This is a genomic window from Nesterenkonia halotolerans, assembly GCF_014874065.1.
In the GTDB taxonomy this organism is placed as follows: Bacteria; Actinomycetota; Actinomycetes; order Actinomycetales; family Micrococcaceae; genus Nesterenkonia; species Nesterenkonia halotolerans.
Window position 1 is genome coordinate 233,358 of sequence record NZ_JADBEE010000002.1, and the last position, 20,387, is coordinate 253,744.

A 20,387-nucleotide genomic window follows, 5' to 3' on the forward strand; every position below is an offset into this window, starting at 1 on the left:
GCAGCATCAGCACCGGGCCTGATTCCGCCGCGCCCGCAGAAGGACTGGCCGACCGCACCGTCAGCCTCGCAGCCCGGGAGGCGCAGACCGCCCGCGGCAGGGTGGAATCCGCCAGCCATGATCGCGCCCCGGAGACCGCAGCGATCCCCATCCCGAACATGGAGCAGCGGGAATGGCACCGCACCATCCGCGACCTGGAGCACCGGCTCCTGGGCGCGGAACGGACCTTGACCTACCGGGAGATGGCGCAGCAGCTCGGTGTCTCCACCCGCTCGGCACGCAGGCTGTGGCGCGCTCTGGGCTTCCCCAACCTCGACGACGACGTGAAGGCCTTCACCCAGGCCGATGTGGAGGCGCTCGCCACCATGATCGAGCTGGTCCGCGACGGGCACCTCAATGAGGAGACCGCGATCTCGATGACCCGCTCGGTGGGTCAGATGACCGACCGCATGGTGGTCTGGCAGATCGAGGCGCTCGTGGAGGACAAGATCGCCAACGGTCAGCTCTCCGACGCCGTGGCCCGCACCCAGGTGGTGGAGACCCTCCCGAAGCTCATCGAGCCGATCCAGAAGCTCATGGGCTATACCTGGCGCCGTCAGCTCTCCGCCGCCCTGCAGCGACTCACCGTCCGGGTCGAGTCCGGTCTCGCCGCCACCGCCCATGGGCGCACCGGAGACGAGAACGATTCGGCGCTGCCGCTGGCACGCGCCGTCGGCTTCGCCGATCTGGTCTCCTACACCTCGCTCTCCCGGCAGATGAACGAACGCACGCTGGCACATATGGTCCAGCACTTCGAGTCAAAATGTGCCGAGATCATCTCGATCGGCGGTGGTCGCCTGGTCAAGACCGTCGGCGACGAGGTCCTCTACAACGCGGAGACCCCCGAGGCAGGGGCCGAGATCGCGCTCGCCCTGGCCGAGTCCATCGCCGCCGACGGCGTGCTTCCCGAAGCTCGGGTCTCGGTGGTCTGGGGACGAGTGCTCTCCCGGATGGGCGACATCTACGGTCCCACCGTGAACCTGGCGGCTCGGCTCACCTCGCTGGCCGACCCCGGGACCATCCTGGTGGACCAGGTGACCGCCCAGACGCTGGAGTCCAACCCGGACTACCTGCTGGTGCCCCAGCCCCCGCGGATCGTGCGCGGCTTCGGCGAGGTCCAGCCCAACATGCTGCTGCGCGGGCAGGGTGCGGGAATCGAACGCGGCTGAGTCGCCGGGCAGGCATCTCTGACCCCGGCCACCTGTCGGTTCCTGGGGTGCTGCCTCGCTCACTGCGCCACGTAGCAGTGTGAAGCTTTCAGCGCAATCATCGGCACCGTGACAAGATAGACATGTGGTAGCCAGCGCAGAGAATCCAGAAGACCCCCGAGAGTTCGAGCAGGAGCCTGCAGGGCTATACCTGGACTACGGCTACGGGTCTCATGTGGGCCTGCGCCGTGAACTCAACGAGGACTCCTCGGTCATCACCGACACGCTCTTCGCGGTCGCCGACGGCATGGGCGGGCATGAGGCCGGCGAGGTGGCCTCTGCACTGGCGGTCCAGACCCTCGCCGACGGCTGGAACCGTGCCGAGGGGCGGATCTCCCGCGATCAGATCCAGACCTTCCTGGCGGAGGCTGACCAGCGCATCCGTGAGGCCACAGATTCCAAGGCCGGGACCACCGTCTCCGGCGCCCTGCTCGAGGACCACGAAGGCGGTCTGAGCTGGGTCGTGTTCAACATCGGTGATTCGCGGACCTATCTCTTCGAGCAGGGACAGCTGCACCAGCTCACCCGTGACCATTCCCAGGTCCAGGACATGTTCGACTCCGGGCTGATCACTGCCGAGGAGCTGCACAGCCACCCGCAGCGCAACGTCATCACCCGGGCCCTCGGCGCGGGGGACATGTGGGATGCCGACTTCACCACCTCCGCCGTGCGCGCCGGCCAGCGCCTGATGATCTGCTCCGACGGGCTCTCCGGTGAGCTCACCGACCCGGAGATCGCCCGAATCCTCGGGGCCGGGCGCAACGCTCAGGACACCGTGGACTGGCTGATCCACCAGTCGCTGCGCGCCGGAGGACGGGACAACGTCACCGTCGTCGTCGTGGACGTCGCGCAGCAGGGAGACCAGCAGCCCGAGACGCAGCAGCAGAACGGCCTGCCGGACGTCACGCAGCACACCGACACTCAGCACCAGGACGCGCACCACGAAGCCGCTGGGCAGGACACCGCCGAGCATCCGAAGGTTTGACCTACTCCCGGGGCTCTCGTTAGCGTCGGAGGCAGGCCACTGCAGCCACAAAACGCTCGCGTCGAGCGGCGGAGGATCACTTCCGGTGCCGCTCTCGGACGCAGGAAGGAGCTCCCATGCAGCTGACAACACTTCGAGGCGTCTACGAGGCCCAGGGCCCGTTCGCCACCGTCTACCTTGAGGCACGTTCACCCGCCGCCGATGCTGAGGACCAGCTTCGTCTGCGCTGGCAGGACCTGCGTTCCCAGCTCGCCGATGCCGGCACCCCAGATGAGGCGCTGACCGCCCTGGACGAGGCGCTCGCCGAAGCCACTCCGACCGAGGTGCACGCCGAAGGCCGCGTCCTGGTCGCCGACCAGACTCGTGTGGTGCTCAACGAGCACTTCGACGCCGCCCAGGGCTCCGGAGACCTCGCCGTGGTGGGCGAGCCGCCGCAGCTCGGCGACTACGTCCGCCACCGCCTCGGCTCGGCCCGCATGCTCGTGGCCATCGCCGATCAGCAGCAGGCAGTCATCCGCCGCCTCGTGGTGGCCGGTGACGAGCTGCTCGCCTCCGGCGCCGAAGAGTCCGTGGAGGGCAGCAGCGTGGAATCGGTGCACAAGCCCCGCGAGGGCGCGCTGAGCCACAAGCAGATCCAGCGTTCCGCCGACGAGGCCGCCATCCAGAACATCCGTGACATCTCCGCACGCGTGGCGAAGATCGCCGACTCCTGGCACCCCGACGTGATCGTCATCGCCGGCGAAGGCCAGGGCCGCCGCACGCTGCACGAGGAGCTGCCCAAGGCCCTGCAGGAGCTCACCGTCGAGGCCGAGGCCGGCGGCGGCATTCCCTCAGGTCATGGCGACGAGGGCACCGAGCAGTCACTGAGCGACGAGCTGACCGTGATCGCCCGCCGCGTGGTCATCCAGCGCGGCAAGGACCAGACCGAGCGCTACGGCGAGGCCCACGGACACGGGCGCTCCGCCGAGGGCGCAGAAGCCATCCGCGCCGCCGTGCGACTCGGCGCCGTCGAGACCCTGCTGCTCCGCCAGCAGGAGAAGGCCACCGACGAGGACGAGCTGCTCGCCGCTGCGGCCAGCGTGGGCGCCTCCGTCGGCATCCTCGGCACCCCTGCCCAGGACTCCGTGGCCGCGATCCTGCGCTACGAGGCGCCGGTCGAGGACGTCGCTGACTGAGAAGCTCACGATCAGTGATCCGTCAGTGACCAGTCACTGAAGAACCACTGCACACGACGACGGCGGCCGCTCACCTGCACAGCTGAGCGGCCGCCGTCGTCGTGCCCTGGTCCTTTTCCCTGTTCATCGTCTGCTCTTCAGCTGATCCTCGCCGCACGGCCGGAGAGGTCCCGACCGATAGACTGACCCGAGTTCATCCACCACCGATCCACCCGAGGGAGCTGCATGTCTGAGATCTCGCGCACAGACGTCGAGCATCTGGCAAAACTCGCGCACATCAGCATGACTGAGGCAGAGCTGGAGAAGATGGCCGGGGAGCTGGCCGTCATCGTGGATTCCGTGCGGAGCGTCTCTGAGGCGGTCTCCGGCGAGGTCCCCGCCACCAGCCATCCGCTGCCGCTGACCAACGTCTTCCGTGAGGACGAGGTCGGGCACGTCTTCACCGCTGAACAGTCGCTGCTCAATGCACCTGACGCTGAAGCCGGCCGGTTCAAGGTCCCGGCGATCCTGGACGAGGAGTGACCGCTGATATGACGACCCAGACCCACCACCTGACGAGGCTCACCGCCGCCGAGATGGCGCAGAAGCTGCGTGCCGGGGAGATCACCTCGGTGGAGCTCACCCAGGCGCATCTGGACCGCATCGCCGCCGTGGACGGCGGAGAGCGCGGCATCCACGCCTTCCTCCACGTCTCCGCCGAGGAGGCGCTGCGCACCGCCGCCGAGGTCGATGATCTTCGTGCGGCAGGGGGCGCAGCGGCCGAGGCTCTGCATCCGCTGGCCGGCGTGCCGATCGCGGTCAAGGACCTGATCGTCACCGAGGGACAGCCCACCACTGCGGGTTCCAAGATGCTCGAGGGTTGGATGAGCCCCTACGACGCCACCGTGGTGAAAAAGCTGCGCGAGGCGAAGCTGCCCATCCTGGGCAAGACCAACCTGGACGAGTTCGCAATGGGCTCCTCCACCGAACACTCCGCGTACGGGGTCACCCGCAACCCCTGGGACACCACCCGCATCCCCGGCGGTTCCGGCGGTGGATCCGCCGCCGCCGTCGCCGCCTTCGAGGCCCCGCTCGCACTGGGCACCGACACCGGCGGCTCCATCCGGCAGCCTGGGGCCGTCACCGGCACCGTGGGCACCAAGCCCACCTACGGCTCGGTCTCGCGCTATGGCGCGATCGCGATGGCCTCCTCGCTGGACCAGATCGGCCCCGTGGCGCGGACCACCGAGGATGCCGCGCTGCTGCATGAGCTCATCGCCGGTCACGATCCCAAGGACTCCACCTCGCTGCCCGGAGAGGTCCCCGCCTTCGGCGAGGCCGCGCGCACCGCCGACGTCGCCGGCATGCGCATCGGCGTCATCAAGCAGCTGACGGGCGAGGGGTACCAGCCGGGTGTGCTCGACCGCTTCCACGAGGCGCTCGAGGCCCTGCGCGCCGCCGGAGCCGAGATCGTGGAGGTGGACTGCCCCAGCTTCGACTACGCGCTGGGCGCCTACTACCTGATCATGCCCTCCGAGGCTTCCTCCAACCTGGCGAAGTTCGACGGCGTTCGCTACGGCACCCGGGTGCTGCCCGAGGAGGGACCGCTGACCATTGAACGCGTGATGGGCTCGACCCGCGCCGCAGGGTTCGGCGATGAGGTCAAGCGCAGGATCATCCTGGGCACCTACGCGCTCTCCGCGGGCTACTACGACGCCTACTACGGCTCGGCGCAGAAGGTCCGCACGCTGATCCAGCAGGACTTCGACGCCGCGTTCGAGAAGGCCGATGTGCTGATTTCCCCGACCTCGCCCACGGTGGCGTTCCCGCTCGGAGAGAACCTCGACGATCCGCTGGCCATGTACCTCAACGACGTTGCGACCATCCCCGCCAACCTTGCGGGAGTGCCGGGCATCTCGGTGCCCGGCGGGCTCTCCGAGGGCCTGCCCGTGGGCATCCAGTTCCTCGCCCCGATCCGGGAGGACGCACGCGTCTACCGGGCGGGCGCGGCATTGGAGAAGCTGCTGTCCCAGGACGCGGAACCCCTGTGGGCACAGGCACCGGAACTGGCGAAGACTGGACCGGAAGCGGCAGCTGAACCGGCGGAGGCGGCGGCTCACCCCGTCGGGAAGTGAAGGACACCATGACTGAGACGCTGACTGACGCAGAACCGCTGAGCTATGAGGAAGCACTGGAGCACTTCGACCCGGTGCTGGGCTTCGAGGTCCATGTGGAGCTGAACACCAAGACCAAGATGTTCTCCTCCGCTCCCAACGCCTTCGGCGACGAGCCGAACACCAATGTCAACGAGGTCTGCCTGGGACTTCCGGGCACCCTGCCCGTGGTCAACGGCAAGGCCGTGGAGTATGCGGTGATGCTGGGCCTGGCGCTGAACTGCCAGATCGCCGAGCGCTGCCGGTTCGCCCGCAAGCAGTATTTCTACCCGGACACCCCGAAGAACTGGCAGACCTCGCAGTATGACGAGCCCATCGCCTTCGACGGCTACCTGGACATCGAGCTCGACGACGGCGAGGTCTTCCGCGTGGAGATCGAGCGCGCCCACATGGAGGAGGACGCCGGCAAGCTGACCCACGCCGGGACCTCCGGTCGCATCCAGGGCGCGGACTACTCGCTGGTCGACTACAACCGCTCGGGCATCCCGCTCGTGGAGATCGTCACCAAGCCCATCGTCGGCGCCGGTGCTCGCGCTCCGGAGCTGGCACGGGCCTACGTCTCCGCCGTCCGCGACATCGTGAAGGGCCTGGGCATCTCGGACGCGAAGATGGAGCGCGGCAACGTCCGCTGCGACGCCAACGTCTCGATGATGCCCAAGGGCACCACCACCTTCGGCACGCGCTCCGAGACCAAGAACGTGAACTCGATGCGCGCCGTGGAGCATGCGGTGACCTACGAGATGCGCCGCCATGCCGGCATCCTGGCCGCCGGGGGCACCATCGTGCAGGAGACCCGCCACTGGCAGGAGGGCAGTCGCACGACCAGCTCGGGCCGGCCGAAGTCCGATGCCGATGATTACCGCTACTTCCCGGAGCCGGACCTGGTGCCCATCGTGACCACGGCCGCCTGGGTCGAGGAGCTGCGCGCGCAGCTGCCCGAGCCGCCCGCCGAGCGTCGTCGTCGGCTGCTCGCCGCCTGGGGCTTCTCGGAGCAGGAGTTCCGCGACGTCGTCGCCGCAGGTCTGCTCGATGAGATCGAGGAGACCGTGGCCTCCGGCGTCGCCCCTTCGGTGGCGCGCAAATGGTGGATGGGTGAGATCTCCCGGCTTGCCAACGCGAGAGACCTTGAACCTGCTGCGCTGGGCGTTCAGCCTGCAACGATCGCCGAACTCAACGCGCTGATCGAGCAAGGTCGCATCAATGACAAGATCGCCCGCCAGGTGTTGGAGCATGTGATCGCCGGGGAGGGCACTCCCGAGGAGATCGTCAGCGCCCGGGGCCTGGAGGTCGTCTCCGACGACGACGGCGCGCTCACCGCCGCGGTGGAGAAGGCCATGGCCGAGAACCCCGATGTGGTGGAGAAGATCGCCGGCGGAAAGCTCAAGGCCATCGGCGCCCTGATCGGGCCGGTCATGAAGGAGACCCGCGGTCAGGCCGACGCCGGTGCCGTGCGGAAGATCGTCCTCACGAAGCTCGGGATCGAGGAGTAGACCCTCCCGCACCCTGCGCTGAAATCTGAATATTGCCTCGAACGGCCCAAGAACCGCCTTCTGCGCGGCTCTTGGGCCGTTTCGTGTGTTCTATGGCACAATTCTCTCTTGTGCAATATTCCACCACCTGGAAACATGCACGATACACATTCATTGCGTGTCGCAAACTGGCTGAAACAGTCGGGGAGTAGATTATTGCGCAACCCGGGGTCGCATCCCGGAGCGTGACGTCATAAGCGCTTGCACCGAACTTCGAATGAGGGAATCACATGAGCACCACGAGTGCATACATCACGGCGGCTGCCGCGGAGGAATCCTCGCTGCAGCAGGCCGCAAATACCGTGGATGGCTGGTTCGCCGGCATCACGGAGTTCTTCTCCGGAATCATCTTCGCCACCATCCCGTTGGGCGGCTTCGACGCACCGGTCATCGTGCTCTGGTCCATTCTGGCTGCCATCGGCTTCAGCATCTATTTCGGCTTCGTGCAGTTCCGCACCCCGCACATCAGCCTCGAGGTGCTGCGCGGCAAATGGACCACAGAGAAGGATCCCGGTGAGGTCTCTCACTTCCAGGCCCTGACCTCCGCCGTCTCTGCGACGGTCGGTCTCGGCAATATCGCCGGCGTCGCCGCGGCGATCTCCCTGGGTGGCCCCGGTGCCACCTTCTGGATGATCATCGCCGGCCTATTCGGCATGTGCACCAAGTTCGTGGAGTGCACCCTCGGTGTGAAGTACCGCCACATCGATGAGAACGGTGTGGTCCACGGCGGACCCTTCCAGTACCTCAAGGTCGCCTACCACAAGCTGGGCCGCATCCCCGTGGCCATCATCACCGGCCTCTTCGCCGTTGCGATCATGCTCTTCGGCGTGGTCGGCGGCGGCATGTTCCAGGCCAACCAGGCCTTCGGGCAGCTGCGCGCAGCCACCGGCGGCGACGACGGCGCCTTTGGCTCGGACCTCGCAGCCCTGATCTTCGGCATCGTGTTCGCCATCCTGGTCGGCGTGGTCGTCATCGGCGGCATCAAGTCCATCGGCTCGGTGACCTCCAAGCTGGTCCCGGCAATGGCCATCATCTACGTCGGTGCCTGCCTGATCGTCATCCTGGTCAACATCGGCAACGTCGGAAACGCCTTCGGTGCGATCATCGACGGTGCGTTCTCCCCTGAGGGCATCTCCGGCGGCGTCCTGGGTGTCATCATCATCGGTGTCCAGCGAGCAGCCTTCTCCAACGAGGCCGGCATCGGCTCCGCGCCGATCGCTCACTCGGCGGTCAAGACCCGCCGCCCGATCTCCGAAGGCTTCAACGCTGCACTGGAGCCCTTCATCGACACAGTGCTGGTCTGCACCATGACCGCTCTGGTCATCATCTTCGCCTGGACTCCCGAATACCAGGACGCTCTGGATGCCGGCGGCGCGGACAACCCCGTGAGCCTGACCTCTGCGGCCTTCGACTCCTTCATCCCCGGCTTCAACATCGTGCTGACCGTGGCGGTCCTGCTGTTCGCCTACTCCACGCTGATCACCTGGTCCTACTACGGCATCCAGGCTTGGAGGCACCTCTTCGGCACCTCCAAGATCGGTGATGGCATCTTCCGCGGAATCGCCCTGCTTCTGGTCGTCGTCGGCTGCCTCGTCTCCACGCAGAACATCTTCGACTTCGCCGACTCGGCGCTGTTCATGTGCATCTTCATCAACGTCATCGGCCTGGTCATCCTTGCACCGAAGGTCAAGGAAGAGATGAAGCAGTACCTGGCAGACCGCAAGGCCGGTCGTCTGCTGGAGGATCCGGAGCCGCTGCCGCACGAGCTGGCAGAACGCCGCTGATCCTGGCAACTCGTCGCGACACCTCGCGTTGAGCAACGAAGAAGCCCGGTGGCGCCTCTCGAGGGGAGAGGCACCACCGGGCTTCTTCGTGTCCGCGGGCCGCGTCGGGACTCAGGCGCGTTCAGACCTCGCGGATGAAGAAGGGGAAGCGGGCGTCCTTCTCCTCGAGCCAGAAGTCTCGCTCCGGGACCTCACGGAAACCCTCCGAGCGGTAGAGCGCATGCGCCGTCGTCATCGAGGTCAGGCTGCACAGTGTCAGTGCCTGGATCTCCGGCCGCGACTCGGCGCGGTCGATGATGTGCCGGACCATGCGTCGCGCGATGCCGCGGCCCTGGTGCTCCGGCGCCACCGCGAGCATGCGGAACTCCATCTCTCCGGCGCGCGCCACTTCGGCCATCGGGCCGCCCGCATTCGTGACGGCCACAGCGGCCGCCACGGCGGGTCCGTGCTCCGTGGGCACCTCGGCCACCAGCACGGTGGACGCGGCAGCCCGGGTGGCCACATCGGTGAGGTGGCTGACATAGGAGTCTCCCGCGGTGAGGAATCCGCCATCCACGTAGGCGGCCACAGTCAGCTCCGCGATCCTGTCCCAGTCCGCCTCGGTGGCTTCCCGAATGAGCAGCTCAGTGCCCTGCGCCATGCCGCTCAGCGCTCCAGCGGTGCGGGGGAGAGCTCGCTGAGCTCGATCCCGATGTCGCCGATCACACACCAGTCCGGGGTGACGCTGCTGTCTGCCGCGGCGGGCCGGTGCACTCGCACTCCGGCCTCTTCGGCGATGAGTGCGCCGGCGGCCCAGTCGTGCTCCCAAATGCCGTACTCGGCGTAGGCGTTCTGCGTGCCGTCGGCGACCATGCAGATGTCCAGGGCAGCCGCACCCAGTCGGCGCATATTGCCGAAGGCGGGCAGCATGGCCGCCACTGCCTTGGTCTGCTCCGCTCGGCGCGCGGGGTCATAGCCGTAGCCGGTGGAGAGCAGCCCTGCGGCCAACGTGCCGGTCGGCCCGCCCAGCCGGGTCGGCTCTGAATCTCCGTTGACGCTGTAGGCGCCCTGGCCTCGACTTGCCCACCAGATGCGACTCAGCGCCGGGGCGGCGACGACGCCGACCAGCCAGTCCCCGTCGGGACCCTGGAGTCCCACGGAGGTCCCGTAATAGACGATCCCGCGGACGAAGTTCGTGGTCCCGTCCAGCGGGTCGATGGACCAGCGGTAGCCGCTGGGCTCCTCCGGTGTCGTGGTCCCGTACTCCTCGCCGGAGACCCCGTCGTCGGGGCGGCGATGGTTGATCACCGCGCGGACGGCCTGCTCGGCGCGCCGGTCGAAATCTGTGACCAGGTCCGAGGCGGAGGACTTGGTCTCCACCCCCACGACCTCCTGACCCAGGACGAGCCCCGAGGGGGAGACGTCTTCCCGCTCGGCCAGCACCGCGGCACCGGCTGCGGCCGCCTCGTGAGCGATCTCCAGGAGATCCTGAAGCTTCCGGGCATCTATCGTGGTCATGCATCGTCCAATCCGTCGGGACCCTTGTTCAGCAGAACAGTGAACTTGTCTTCATCGAGCACCGGGACACCCAGCGACTCGGCCTTCTCCAGCTTGGTCCCGGCATTGGCACCGGCGACCACGTAATCGGTCTTCTTGGACACGGAGCCTGCGGCGCGACCACCGCGGGTGATGATCGCTTCCTTGGACTCATCGCGCGAATAGCCCTCCAGGGAGCCGGTGACGACCACGGTGAGGCCTTCCAGCGTGCGCGGAGCGGATTCGTCAATCTCGTCGACCATGCGCACCCCGGCCTCGGCCCAGCGATCCACGATCCGGCAGTGCCAGTCGGCGCTGAACCACTCCGTGATCGTGCTGGCCATCGTGGGCCCCACGCCGTCGATGCCAGCGAGCTCCTCTTCGCTGGCGGTGCGGATCTTCTCCATCGACCCGTAGGCGTTGGCCAGCGCGCGGGAGGCGGTGGGCCCGACGTGGCGGATGGACAGCGCCACCAGCACGCGCCAGAGCGGCTGGGTCTTGGCCTTCTCCAGTTCGGCGAAGAGCTGGACCGTGTTGGCGGTGGGCTCGGAGGCCTTCTTCACCGTGGAATCGCGGTTGAGCTGCTGCTTGGTCCAGAAGTACAGCGACGGCGCCCAGCGGCCGGTGGGCTCGCGCACCCCCGTCTCGGGATTGCGTCGCCGGGTCTCTCGCCAGACGTAGACATCCTGGAGGTGCTCGGCGCGCAGGTCGAAGAGCCCGGCCTCACCGTGGAGCACCGGTTCCTGCGGTCTCGGGTTGCCGTCCTCGTCGCGCTCCAGCGTGATGCCGGAGGATTCGGTCTCCTCCCAGTCGATGAGCTCGGGGATGGGTCGGCGCAGGTCGGGATTGGTCAGCGCCAGCCCAGCCTCTTCACCGAGGGCCTCGATGTCCAGCGCCCCGCGGGAGCCGATGTGGATGACCCGTTCGCTGACCTGCGCGGGGCAGCTCTCCGCGTTCGGGCAGCGGTAGTCGACGTCGCCCTCTTTGGCCGGGGCGAGCTCGGTGCCGCAGACCGGGCAGTGCGTGGGGAAGGCGAACTCGGTCAGCTCCTGCTCACGGCCCTTCCGCGCGGCCAACACGGGGCCCACCACCTCGGGGATCACGTCCCCGGCCTTGCGGACGATGACATCGTCGCCGATGAGCACGCCCTTGGCCTTGACCACGTCCCGGTTGTGCAGGGTGGCGCGGGAGACCACGGAGCCGGCCACCTTCTTGGGGTCCAGCACCGCGAAGGGAGTCACCCGGCCGGTGCGTCCCACGTGGACCATGATGTCCAGCAGCCGGGTATGAACCTCCTCGGGGGGATACTTATACGCCGCGGCCCAGCGGGGCACCCGGGAGGTGTGCCCCAGGGAGCGCTGCTGAGCAAAGTCATCGACCTTGATGACCACCCCGTCGATCTCGTGGACCAGCTCGTGGCGGTTCTTCTCATGCTCGTCGAGATACGCCTCGATCTGCTCATAGTCATCGAACAGCCGAGTGTAGGGGCTGACCGGCAGGCCCCAGGCGCCGAGCTGCTCATAGGCGGCATGCTGGCTGGCAGGCTCGAATCCGGTGCGCGCACCGATGCCATGCACGAACATCGACAGCGGTCGTTCGGCCGTCTTCTTCGGATCCTTCTGGCGCAGCGACCCGGCGGCGGCATTGCGCGGGTTGGCCAGCGGAGCCTTCCCCGCCTCGGCCAGCCGTTCGTTGAAGGCATGGAATTCGGCGGTGGGCATGAAGATCTCCCCGCGGACCTCCAGCTCCTCGGGGTGATCCTCTCCGAGGAGCTGCTCGGGGATGTCGCCGATGGTCAGCACGTTATGAGTGACGTCCTCACCGGTGGTTCCGTCGCCTCGGGTGGCCGCGCGGACCAGCCGTCCGTCGCGGTAGAGCAGGTTGATGGCCAGGCCGTCGATCTTGACCTCGACCAGCCACTTCGCGGTCTCCTCGGGGCGCTGCGTCGCCAGCGAGGCGCTGGCCCGGTCGAACCAGGTGCGCAGCTCGGAGCGGGCGAAGAGGTCCTCCAGCGAATAGAGCCGCTGGAGGTGCTGGACCGGGGAGAAGGCCTCCGCGACCTCGCCGCCGACCTCCTGGGTGGGGGAGTCCGCGGCGACGATCTCCGGGTGCTCGGCCTCGATCTGCTCCAGACGTTCGAAGAGTACATCGAACTCCGCATCGGAGATCAACGGATCATTGTCCTGGTAGTACGCGATCCGGTGCCGGCGCACCTCCTCGACCAGCTCCACATACTCCTCGCGCAGGGCGGAGGGCGGGGTGGCTTCGACGGAGTCAGCGGCGGAGTTCTCAGTTGATTCGCTCACTCGTCTGATTCTAGTCGCCGCTAGGGTGGGTCACATGGCCTTCGTGAAGCTTTCGCCCCCTGATCACCCCGAGGCTGCCCTCGTGGAGGCCGCCGGTCTGCGCTGGCTGGGCCAGGCGGCCGACGACGGCGGCGCTCCCGTGGTCTCGGTCCGCTCGGCCTCGCGAGGGTCGGGGCACGAACAGGACGGCTCGGCGGAGCGCGGACGTCTGGAGCTCAAGGAGCTGCCGACGGCCACCCCCGACGAGCAGGCAGGCGTTGAGTTCGGCCGGGCGCTGGCGCGGACCCACGGATGGCTCGCCCGCCAGCGTGGAGCCCAGGACAACGGTCCTACCCCCACCGCCGACCACGAGGGGTTCGGCGTCCTCCCTCCGGAGCATCCCGCGCAGACGCCCGCCTATTTCGGCCCGGCGGAGCAGCCTCTGGTCATGGGAACCGGGGTGCACGCCAGCTGGGGAGCCTTCCTGGCGCTGGAGCGGCTGGACCCGATGCTGCAGGGACTTGCCCCTGAGCTCACTGCCGCCGACGCGCGGCTGCTGCACGCGGCCCGGGACCGGATCGCCGCAGGAGAGCTCGACGACGCCGAGCCACCGGCGCTGATCCACGGGGACCTCTGGTCGGGCAACGTGCTCTGGACCCCGGCGGCTTCCGGGGCGGCGGCTTCAGGAGAGGCACATTCAGGGTCGGCGCATGGAGGGGAGGCACATGGAGGGGCCGTGCGGGGGACGCTGATCGATCCCGCGGCCCACACCGGGCACCGCGAGACCGACATCGCGTTTCTGCACCTCTTCGGGCTGCCCCAGCTGGACGCTGTGATGCGCGGGTATCAGCAGGAGTTTCCGCTGAGCACCGGATGGCAGGACCGCATCGGACTGCACCAGTTCTTCTGCCTCGGCGTGCACTGGCTGCTCTTCGGAGGAAGCTATCGCGGCCCGACGCTGCGCGCGGCCGAGCAGGTCCTCCAGCTCTGAGCCGGTCCGCGTCAGCCCTGCAGGGCGTCCCGCAGCCGCTCCACCGGTTCCCGGACCTGCAGGAAGGAGGTGTCGAAGACCTCCTCGGGCATCATGTAGGGATCCACGACGTCGTCCTCGGATCCTGCGGACGGGTCGTGATCGCGCTGTGCGGCCACCAGCGGCACCAGCGCGGCGAACTTGGCGGGGGTCGAATCGGCGCCGGCGAAGGCCGCGCGCAGCTCGGCCTCGTCCACGGCATCGATCAGCCGGGCGAACTCTCGAATGGTGAACACCTTCTGAGCGCTCTCTGGGATGTCGGTGAGGATGTCGGCCACGTGGCCGCGGGTGGCGGTGAGCACGAGGTCGCTGTCCCGGACCATCTCGGAGCGCAGCTGCTCCGCCTGGAAGTCGGAGGTCTCCGCCCCGTAGTCGGCGAGCCGGGTCTTCATCTGAGGCTCCATGTCATCGCCCACATGGGCGTGGGTTCCGGCGGAGCGGACGATGATCTCGTCCTCGCCGAAGGTATGGGCCAACAGCCGATCCATCGCGGGGGAGCGGCAGATATTGCCGGTGCAGACGGCCAGCAGGGTGTAGGTCTCAGTCATGCATTCCATCTGATCACATCGGACCCGCAAGACCCCACCTAGACTCTTGCCCGTGAAGCGAACAACATCCGAGCCTTCGGCCGAGCATTCAGCAGCCCCCGGCCCTGGTGGCCTGCGCCGCCGCTTCTACGGGTGGGAGCTGGCGATCGTGCTTGGCCTGTCGCTGGGGCGTTCCGCGATCTATGCCGTGCTTCAGCTCGCCGAAAGGCTGACGCTCGCTCCTTTGGCGGACCAGACGGCGACGGTGCAGTCCTCGCGCTCGCGGGCCGAGTTCTTCGACGTCAGCTACCAGGTGCTCGACGCTGTCTTCGCCCTGGTGCCGGTGGTCCTGGTCTTCTACCTGTTCTTCCTGCATGGGATGAACCCGTTCCGCAGGTTCGGACTCGATCTGCGAGCCCCTGTCAGGGACCTGCTGCTCGGCGTCGGACTGTTCCTGCTCATCGGACTGGGCACCGTGGTGATCTACGCGGTGGGACGGGCCACGGGCATCACTGCGGAGCTGATCCCGGCCGACGTCGGGGAACACTGGTGGACGACCCCGGTGCTGGTGCTCACCGCGCTGCGCCACTCCCTGCTGGAGGAGATCATCATGATCGCCTACCTCTTCGACCGTGCCCGGCGGATCTGGCCACGGGCCGGGATCTGGATGATCATCCTGGGATCGGCAGTGCTGCGCGGCGCCTATCACCTCTATCAGGGCTTCGGGCCGGGAATCGGCAACCTGCTGATGGGGGTGATCTTCGGCTGGATCTACCACCGCTGCGGCCGGGTGATGCCGCTGGTGATCGCGCACCTGCTGCTGGATGTCGTCGCGTTCCTCGCCTTCCCGCTGGTGCTCCAGCTCATCCCGGGATAGCGGGCGGGACCCGCAGCCAGCGCACAGCAAAGGGGGCCCCGACCGCGAACGGCCAGAGCCCCCTTCAACGGGAATCAGGCGAGGTCAGTCGTCGTCTTCCTCGTCGTGCTTCTCGACCACGAGGGTCTCGGTGGTCAGCACCAGGGCCGCGATGGAGGCCGCGTTCTGCAGTGCAGAACGGGTGACCTTCACCGGGTCGATGACGCCGTCGGCGATCAGATCGCCGTAGACACCGGTCTTGGCATTGAAGCCATGGTTCGGTGCCATCTCGGACACCTTGGAGGCGACCACGAAGCCGTCCTCCCCGGCGTTCTGCGCGATCCAGCGCAGCGGCTGGACCAGTGCGCGGCGGACGATGCCCACAGCGGCCGCGGCATCTCCGGAGAGTGCCTTGACGTCCTCGTCCTCGTCCAGCACGGAGAGGGCGTTGATCAGCGCGGTGCCGCCACCGGCCACGATGCCCTCTTCCAGTGCTGCGCGGGTGGAGGAGACGGCATCTTCGATGCGGTGCTTGCGCTCCTTGAGCTCCACCTCGGTGGCTGCGCCGACCTTGATGACGCCGATGCCGCCGGAGAGCTTCGCGAGGCGCTCCTGGAGCTTCTCGCGGTCCCACTCAGAGTCGGAGGCATCTGCCTGAGCCTTGATGGTGGCCGCGCGAGCGTCCACGTCCTCCTTGGCGCCAGCGCCATCAACGATGGTGGTGGCGTCCTTGGTGACGGTGACTCGACGGGCGGTGCCCAGGGACTCCAGGTCCACCTGATCGAGCTTGAGGCCCAGATCGGGAGAGATGACCTGTGCACCGGTGAGCACTGCGATGTCCTCGAGCATGGCCTTGCGGCGGTCCCCGAAACCGGGGGCCTTGACTGCGACCACGTTGAGCGTGCCGCGCAGCTTGTTCACCACGAGGGTGGAGAGGGCTTCGCCCTCGACGTCCTCAGAGATGATGAACAGCGGGCGCTTGGCCTGCAGGACCTTCTCCAGCACGGGCAGGAACTCGGCCATGTTGGAGATCTTGCCCTGGTTGATCAGGATCAGCGGATCTTCGAGCACGGCTTCCTGGCGCTCGGCGTCGGTGACGAAGTGCGGGGACAGGTAGCCCTTGTCGAACTGCATGCCCTCGGTGATCTCCAGCTCCGTGGAGGTGGAGGATCCCTCTTCGATGGTGATGACGCCGTCGGTGCCCACCGCGTCGAATGCGCGGGCCAGCAGTTCGCCGACCTCGTCATTCTGTGCGGAGATGGCGGCCACGTTGGCCGCCTGCTGGCCCTCGACATCGCGAGCGTTCTCGCGCAGTCGGCGAGTCACAGCGGCCACCGAGGTTTCGATGCCGCGCTTGATCTCGCTGGGGGCTGCGCCGGCTGCCACGTTGCGCAGGCCTTCCTTGACCAGAGCCTGGGCGAGGACGGTTGCGGTGGTGGTGCCGTCGCCTGCGACGTCGTTGGTCTTGGTGGCGACTTCCTTGGCCAGCTGCACGCCGAGGTTTTCGTAGGGGTCCTCGACCTCCACCTCACGGGCGATGGTCACGCCGTCGTTGGTGATGGTCGGAGCGCCCCAGGACTTGTCCAGGACCACGTTGCGGCCCTTGGGGCCGAGCGTGACCTTGACCGTGTCTGCAAGCTTATCGATGCCGGCTTCCAGAGCGCGGCGTGCAGCATCACTGAATTCAAGCTGCTTTGCCATGTATTACTGCTCCTTTGAGAGTGTGAGAATCGGATCCAAATGAGGTCCGTGAAGAGACTTCAGCGGTCCGTTCTTACTTCTCGATGATGGCCAGGACGTCGCGAGCGTTGAGCACGAGGTACTCTTCGCCGCTGACTTTGACCTCGGTGCCGCCGAACTTCGAGTAGATGACGACGTCGCCCTCGGAGACGTCAACGGGGATGCGCTTGCCCTTTTCGTCGAAACGACCTGGGCCTACTGCGACGACCTTGCCCTCCTGGGGCTTTTCCTTGGCGGTGTCCGGGATGACCAGACCGGAAGCGGTGGTCTGCTCTGCTTCCAGGGGGCGGACAACAATGCGATCCTCGAGAGGCTTGATGGAGACTGACACGTCAGTACTCTCCTTTGCGTGGGGTGGAATCGGTCAATGGCACAGGCCCGTACCGGGCATCCCGGTGACGCCGGGGTGCTTGACAGGCCGAAATCTGTTGCACGCCTTAGGAGTGGCCAACCGTCGTCGCGGTGCCGGATGGTGCCCCGTCAGGCTGATATCCGCAGGTTGACGGCCCGCGGACACGCTGGCACCCGAGGGTCTCGAGTGCTAAGTGAAACTTTATAGACGGGCTTAGCACTCGGTCAAGCAGAGTGCTAAGGCTTTGGCTACGGGCGGACGTGCACGGGACGTAGACTTGGGGCCGAGCCACCCGCTTTTGACCCGAGAGGCACCACTGTGACTGAAACTCATCAGGAGCCGCGCGCGGCCGCCGGCGCGGAGCACGATCCCTTCGGATTCGTCGGACTGACCTACGACGACGTCCTTCTGCTCCCCGGTGCCACCGATGTCATCCCCTCGGAGGCCGACACCTCCACCCGGTTCTCCCGGAACATCACCCTGCAGTCACCGCTGGCCTCGGCGGCCATGGACACCGTGACCGAGGCCCCGATGGCGATCGCCATGGCACGCCAGGGCGGCATCGGCATCCTGCACCGCAACCTCTCGATCGAGGACCAGGCCCGCCAGGTGGACAAGGTCAAGCGTTCCGAGTCCGGGATGATCAGCGATCCGGTGACGATCACCCCGGATGCCACCATCGCCGACCTCGACGAGCTCTGCGCCCACTACCGCGTCTCCGGGCTTCCCGTGGTCGACGCCGAATCCAAGCTGCTGGGCATCATCACCAACCGGGACACCCGCTTCATCCCGCGCGAGCAGTATCTGACCACCAAGGTCTACGAGAAGATGACCCCCCAGCCGCTGATCACTGCCCGGGTCGGGATCCCCAACGAAGAGGTGCTGCGGATCTTCTCCGAGCACCGCGTGGAGAAGCTGCCGCTCGTCGACGACGCCGGCGTGCTCCAGGGCCTGATCACCATCAAGGACTTCGACAAGGCCGACCGCTACCCGCAGGCCACCAAGGATGAGGAAGGCCGGCTGCGCGTAGGTGCGGCCGTGGGCTTCTTCGGTGAAGGCTTCGAGCGGGCCATGACGCTGGTGGAGGCAGGTGTGGACGCCCTTGTGGTGGACACCGCGAATGGTCACACCCGAGGCGTGCTCGACATGATCGCCCGGCTCAAGGCAGAGCCGCGCGCCGCCGGAGTGGATGTCATCGGCGGCCAGGCCGCGACCCGCGAAGCCGCGCAGGCCATCATCGATGCCGGCGCGGACGCCATCAAGGTCGGCGTCGGTCCAGGCTCCATCTGCACCACCCGCATCGTGGCCGGTGTGGGTGTCCCGCAGGTCACCGCCATCTACGAGTCCTCCAAGGCGGCGATCCCGGCCGGCGTTCCGCTGATCGCCGACGGCGGGCTGCAGCACTCCGGAGACATCGGCAAGGCCCTGGTCGCCGGTGCCGACTCGGTGATGCTCGGATCCCTGCTGGCGGGCTCCGCAGAATCCCCCGGAGACCTGGTCTTCTACAACGGCAAGCAGTTCAAGGCATACCGCGGCATGGGCTCAATGGGCGCCATGCAGACCCGCGGGAAGAACACCTCCTTCTCCAAGGACCGCTACTTCCAGGCCGATGTTCCCTCCGATGAGAAGCTCATCCCCGAGGGGATCGAGGGCCAGGTGCCCTACCGCGGCCCGCTCGAGGTGGTGTTCCACCAGCTCACCGGCGGTCTGCGGCAGACCATGTTCTACGTGGGCGCGCACACCACCGGCGAGCTCAGGAACAAGGGCAAGTTCGTGCGGATCACGTCCGCCGGACTCAAGGAATCGCACCCGCATGACATCATGATGACGGTGGAAGCGCCGAACTACCGGCGCTAGTAAAGGAGCTGTTTTGAGCAACGAGATCCCCATCGGCCTGGCCAAGAACGGTCGAAGGGCCTGGGCGCTGGACGATGTCGCCATCGTCCCGAACCGGCGTACTCGCAGCCCGCAGGACGTGAGCCTGGACTGGCGCATCGACGCCTACTCCTTCAACATGCCGGTGATCGGTGCGCCTATGGACTCGGTCATGTCCCCAGCCACCGCCATCGAACTGGGCAAGCAGGGCGGCCTGGGCGTGCTGAACCTGGAGGGGCTGTGGACCCGCTACGAGGATCCCGAGCCGGTGCTCGCCGAGATCGCGGCGCTGGGTGCCGATGAGATCTCTGCGGACAACACTCGCCGCCTGCAGGAGCTCTACTCCGAGCCCATCAAGGCCGAGCTGATCACCGCACGACTGGCAGAGATCCGTGACGCCGGCGTCGTGGTCTCCGGGTCGCTGACTCCGCAGCGCACCCAGGAGTTCTACGAGACCGTGGTCGCGGCCGGGGTGGACATGTTCGTCATCCGCGGCACCACCGTCTCCGCCGAGCACGTGGCGCAGAACGGTGACCCGCTGAACCTCAAGGAGTTCATCTACGAACTCGATGTGCCCGTGATCGTCGGCGGCGCCGCTGGGTACACCCCGGCGCTGCACCTGATGCGCACCGGTGCCGCCGGCGTGCTGGTCGGCTTCGGCGGCGGGGCGGCCACGACCACCCGGCGCGCCATGGGCATCCGCGTCCCGATGGCCACGGCGATCAGCGACGTCGCGGCCGCGCGCCGGGACTACCTGGATGAATCCGGTGGGCGCTATGTCCAGGTGATCGCCGACGGCGGTATGGGTTCCTCCGGGGACCTCGTCAAGGCACTGGCCATGGGGGCCGACGCCGTCATGCTCGGCACCACGCTCGCCCGCGCCGAAGAGGCACCGGGCAAGGGCTGGCACTGGGGGCTCGAAGCGGTGCACCCGGACTTCCCGCGCGGGCACCGGACCCGGGTGGGCACCGTCGCTCCGCTGCAGGAGCTGCTCTGGGGCCCCGCGCACCACACCGATGGTTCCTCGAACCTGATGGGTGGACTGCGCCACGCGATGGCCTCCACGGGCTACGTGGATCTGAAGTCCTTCCAGCGCGTGGATGCGATCGTCTCCCCGATGGGCCAGCAGACCCGCTGACAGGACGCACGCACGCCCCCTCGGAAAAAATCGTAGAGCTGTCGCAGAATCGTAGAGCTATAGCTCTACGAGAAGCTACAGCTCTACGATTTTTTCGTGGAGGGGGCGGTCCGGTGAGGTGCGGGGTCGTGTCGAGGCCCGCGGCGCACGCGGGGCCACTTCCCGTGGCGGTCCTGGACGAAGGACCCCTAAACGC

General features: G+C 67.3%; 17 protein-coding genes. 11 read left to right on the forward strand and 6 right to left on the reverse strand.

Features of this window, described 5'->3' with window-relative positions; translation table 11 throughout:
• Positions 1–158 precede the first annotated feature (158 nt).
• The 7 genes from H4W26_RS11290 to H4W26_RS11320 all read left to right on the forward strand — a co-directional run bounded on the left by H4W26_RS11290 (position 159) and on the right by H4W26_RS11320 (position 8,873).
• Positions 159–1,208, forward strand: coding sequence for an adenylate/guanylate cyclase domain-containing protein (locus H4W26_RS11290; RefSeq protein WP_225940071.1), 1,050 nt, complete (start codon positions 159–161; stop codon positions 1,206–1,208).
• 124 nt (positions 1,209–1,332) lie between these two features.
• A complete protein-coding gene (locus H4W26_RS11295) occupies positions 1,333–2,232 on the forward strand; it encodes a PP2C family protein-serine/threonine phosphatase (RefSeq protein ID WP_318779866.1) in 900 nt (299 codons plus the stop codon).
• Between the two features lie 116 nt (positions 2,233–2,348).
• Complete coding sequence (locus tag H4W26_RS11300; protein WP_192592330.1) at positions 2,349–3,407, forward strand: baeRF2 domain-containing protein; 1,059 nt, start codon at positions 2,349–2,351, stop codon at positions 3,405–3,407.
• Positions 3,408–3,632: 225 nt separating this feature from the next.
• A complete protein-coding gene (gene gatC / locus H4W26_RS11305) occupies positions 3,633–3,929 on the forward strand; it encodes an Asp-tRNA(Asn)/Glu-tRNA(Gln) amidotransferase subunit GatC (protein WP_192592331.1) in 297 nt (98 codons plus the stop codon).
• Positions 3,930–3,937: 8 nt separating this feature from the next.
• The gene (gene gatA / locus H4W26_RS11310; protein ID WP_192592332.1) at positions 3,938–5,521 is read left to right on the forward strand and encodes an Asp-tRNA(Asn)/Glu-tRNA(Gln) amidotransferase subunit GatA; all 1,584 of its coding nucleotides are present in this window, start codon (positions 3,938–3,940) and stop codon (positions 5,519–5,521) included.
• 8 nt (positions 5,522–5,529) lie between these two features.
• Positions 5,530–7,050, forward strand: a complete 1,521-nt coding sequence (gene gatB, locus H4W26_RS11315) for an Asp-tRNA(Asn)/Glu-tRNA(Gln) amidotransferase subunit GatB (RefSeq protein WP_192592333.1) — start codon at positions 5,530–5,532, stop codon at positions 7,048–7,050.
• Positions 7,051–7,319: 269 nt separating this feature from the next.
• Complete coding sequence (locus H4W26_RS11320; RefSeq protein ID WP_192592334.1) at positions 7,320–8,873, forward strand: alanine/glycine:cation symporter family protein; 1,554 nt, start codon at positions 7,320–7,322, stop codon at positions 8,871–8,873.
• Positions 8,874–8,994: 121 nt separating this feature from the next.
• Here the strand turns inward: H4W26_RS11320 and H4W26_RS11325 are convergent, their stop codons facing one another.
• The 3 genes from H4W26_RS11325 to ligA are packed head-to-tail and all read right to left on the reverse strand — an operon-like array spanning position 8,995 to position 12,694.
• Positions 8,995–9,513: a GNAT family N-acetyltransferase gene (locus H4W26_RS11325; RefSeq protein WP_192592335.1), complete on the reverse strand. Its 519-nt coding sequence runs from the start codon at positions 9,511–9,513 to the stop codon at positions 8,995–8,997.
• A 5-nt stretch (positions 9,514–9,518) separates the two neighbouring features.
• Entirely contained in the window at positions 9,519–10,370 is an 852-nt protein-coding gene (locus H4W26_RS11330; RefSeq protein WP_192592336.1) for an inositol monophosphatase family protein, read from the reverse strand.
• The gene (ligA, locus tag H4W26_RS11335; RefSeq protein WP_192592337.1) at positions 10,367–12,694 is read right to left on the reverse strand and encodes an NAD-dependent DNA ligase LigA; all 2,328 of its coding nucleotides are present in this window, start codon (positions 12,692–12,694) and stop codon (positions 10,367–10,369) included. The genes H4W26_RS11330 and ligA overlap by 4 nt, the downstream gene beginning before the upstream one ends.
• Before the next feature lie 34 nt (positions 12,695–12,728).
• Here ligA and H4W26_RS11340 point away from each other — a divergent pair, with 34 nt between their 5' ends.
• On the forward strand, positions 12,729–13,664 hold the full coding sequence (locus H4W26_RS11340; RefSeq protein ID WP_192592338.1) for a fructosamine kinase family protein: 936 nt from the start codon (positions 12,729–12,731) through the stop codon (positions 13,662–13,664).
• An 11-nt stretch (positions 13,665–13,675) separates the two neighbouring features.
• Here the strand turns inward: H4W26_RS11340 and H4W26_RS11345 are convergent, their stop codons facing one another.
• Positions 13,676–14,251 carry an arsenate reductase/protein-tyrosine-phosphatase family protein gene (locus tag H4W26_RS11345; protein WP_192592339.1) on the reverse strand — a complete coding sequence of 192 codons (576 nt, stop codon included), beginning with the start codon at positions 14,249–14,251 and terminating at the stop codon, positions 13,676–13,678.
• 52 nt (positions 14,252–14,303) lie between these two features.
• Here H4W26_RS11345 and H4W26_RS11350 point away from each other — a divergent pair, with 52 nt between their 5' ends.
• Entirely contained in the window at positions 14,304–15,107 is an 804-nt protein-coding gene (locus H4W26_RS11350) for a CPBP family intramembrane glutamic endopeptidase (RefSeq protein WP_318779867.1), read from the forward strand.
• Between the two features lie 84 nt (positions 15,108–15,191).
• Here H4W26_RS11350 and groL read toward each other — a convergent pair whose 3' ends face one another.
• Together groL and groES are read right to left on the reverse strand one after the other, a co-directional pair.
• Positions 15,192–16,787, reverse strand: a complete 1,596-nt coding sequence (gene groL / locus H4W26_RS11355; RefSeq protein WP_192592340.1) for a chaperonin GroEL — start codon at positions 16,785–16,787, stop codon at positions 15,192–15,194.
• Positions 16,788–16,860: 73 nt separating this feature from the next.
• Positions 16,861–17,157, reverse strand: coding sequence for a co-chaperone GroES (gene groES / locus H4W26_RS11360; RefSeq protein ID WP_058887472.1), 297 nt, complete (start codon positions 17,155–17,157; stop codon positions 16,861–16,863).
• A gap of 339 nt (positions 17,158–17,496) precedes the next feature.
• Between groES and guaB the strand changes: the two genes are divergently transcribed.
• Together guaB and H4W26_RS11370 are read left to right on the forward strand one after the other, a co-directional pair.
• Positions 17,497–19,035: an IMP dehydrogenase gene (gene guaB, locus H4W26_RS11365; protein ID WP_192592341.1), complete on the forward strand. Its 1,539-nt coding sequence runs from the start codon at positions 17,497–17,499 to the stop codon at positions 19,033–19,035.
• A gap of 13 nt (positions 19,036–19,048) precedes the next feature.
• The gene (locus tag H4W26_RS11370; RefSeq protein ID WP_192592342.1) at positions 19,049–20,191 is read left to right on the forward strand and encodes a GuaB3 family IMP dehydrogenase-related protein; all 1,143 of its coding nucleotides are present in this window, start codon (positions 19,049–19,051) and stop codon (positions 20,189–20,191) included.
• Positions 20,192–20,387: the final 196 nt, after the last annotated feature.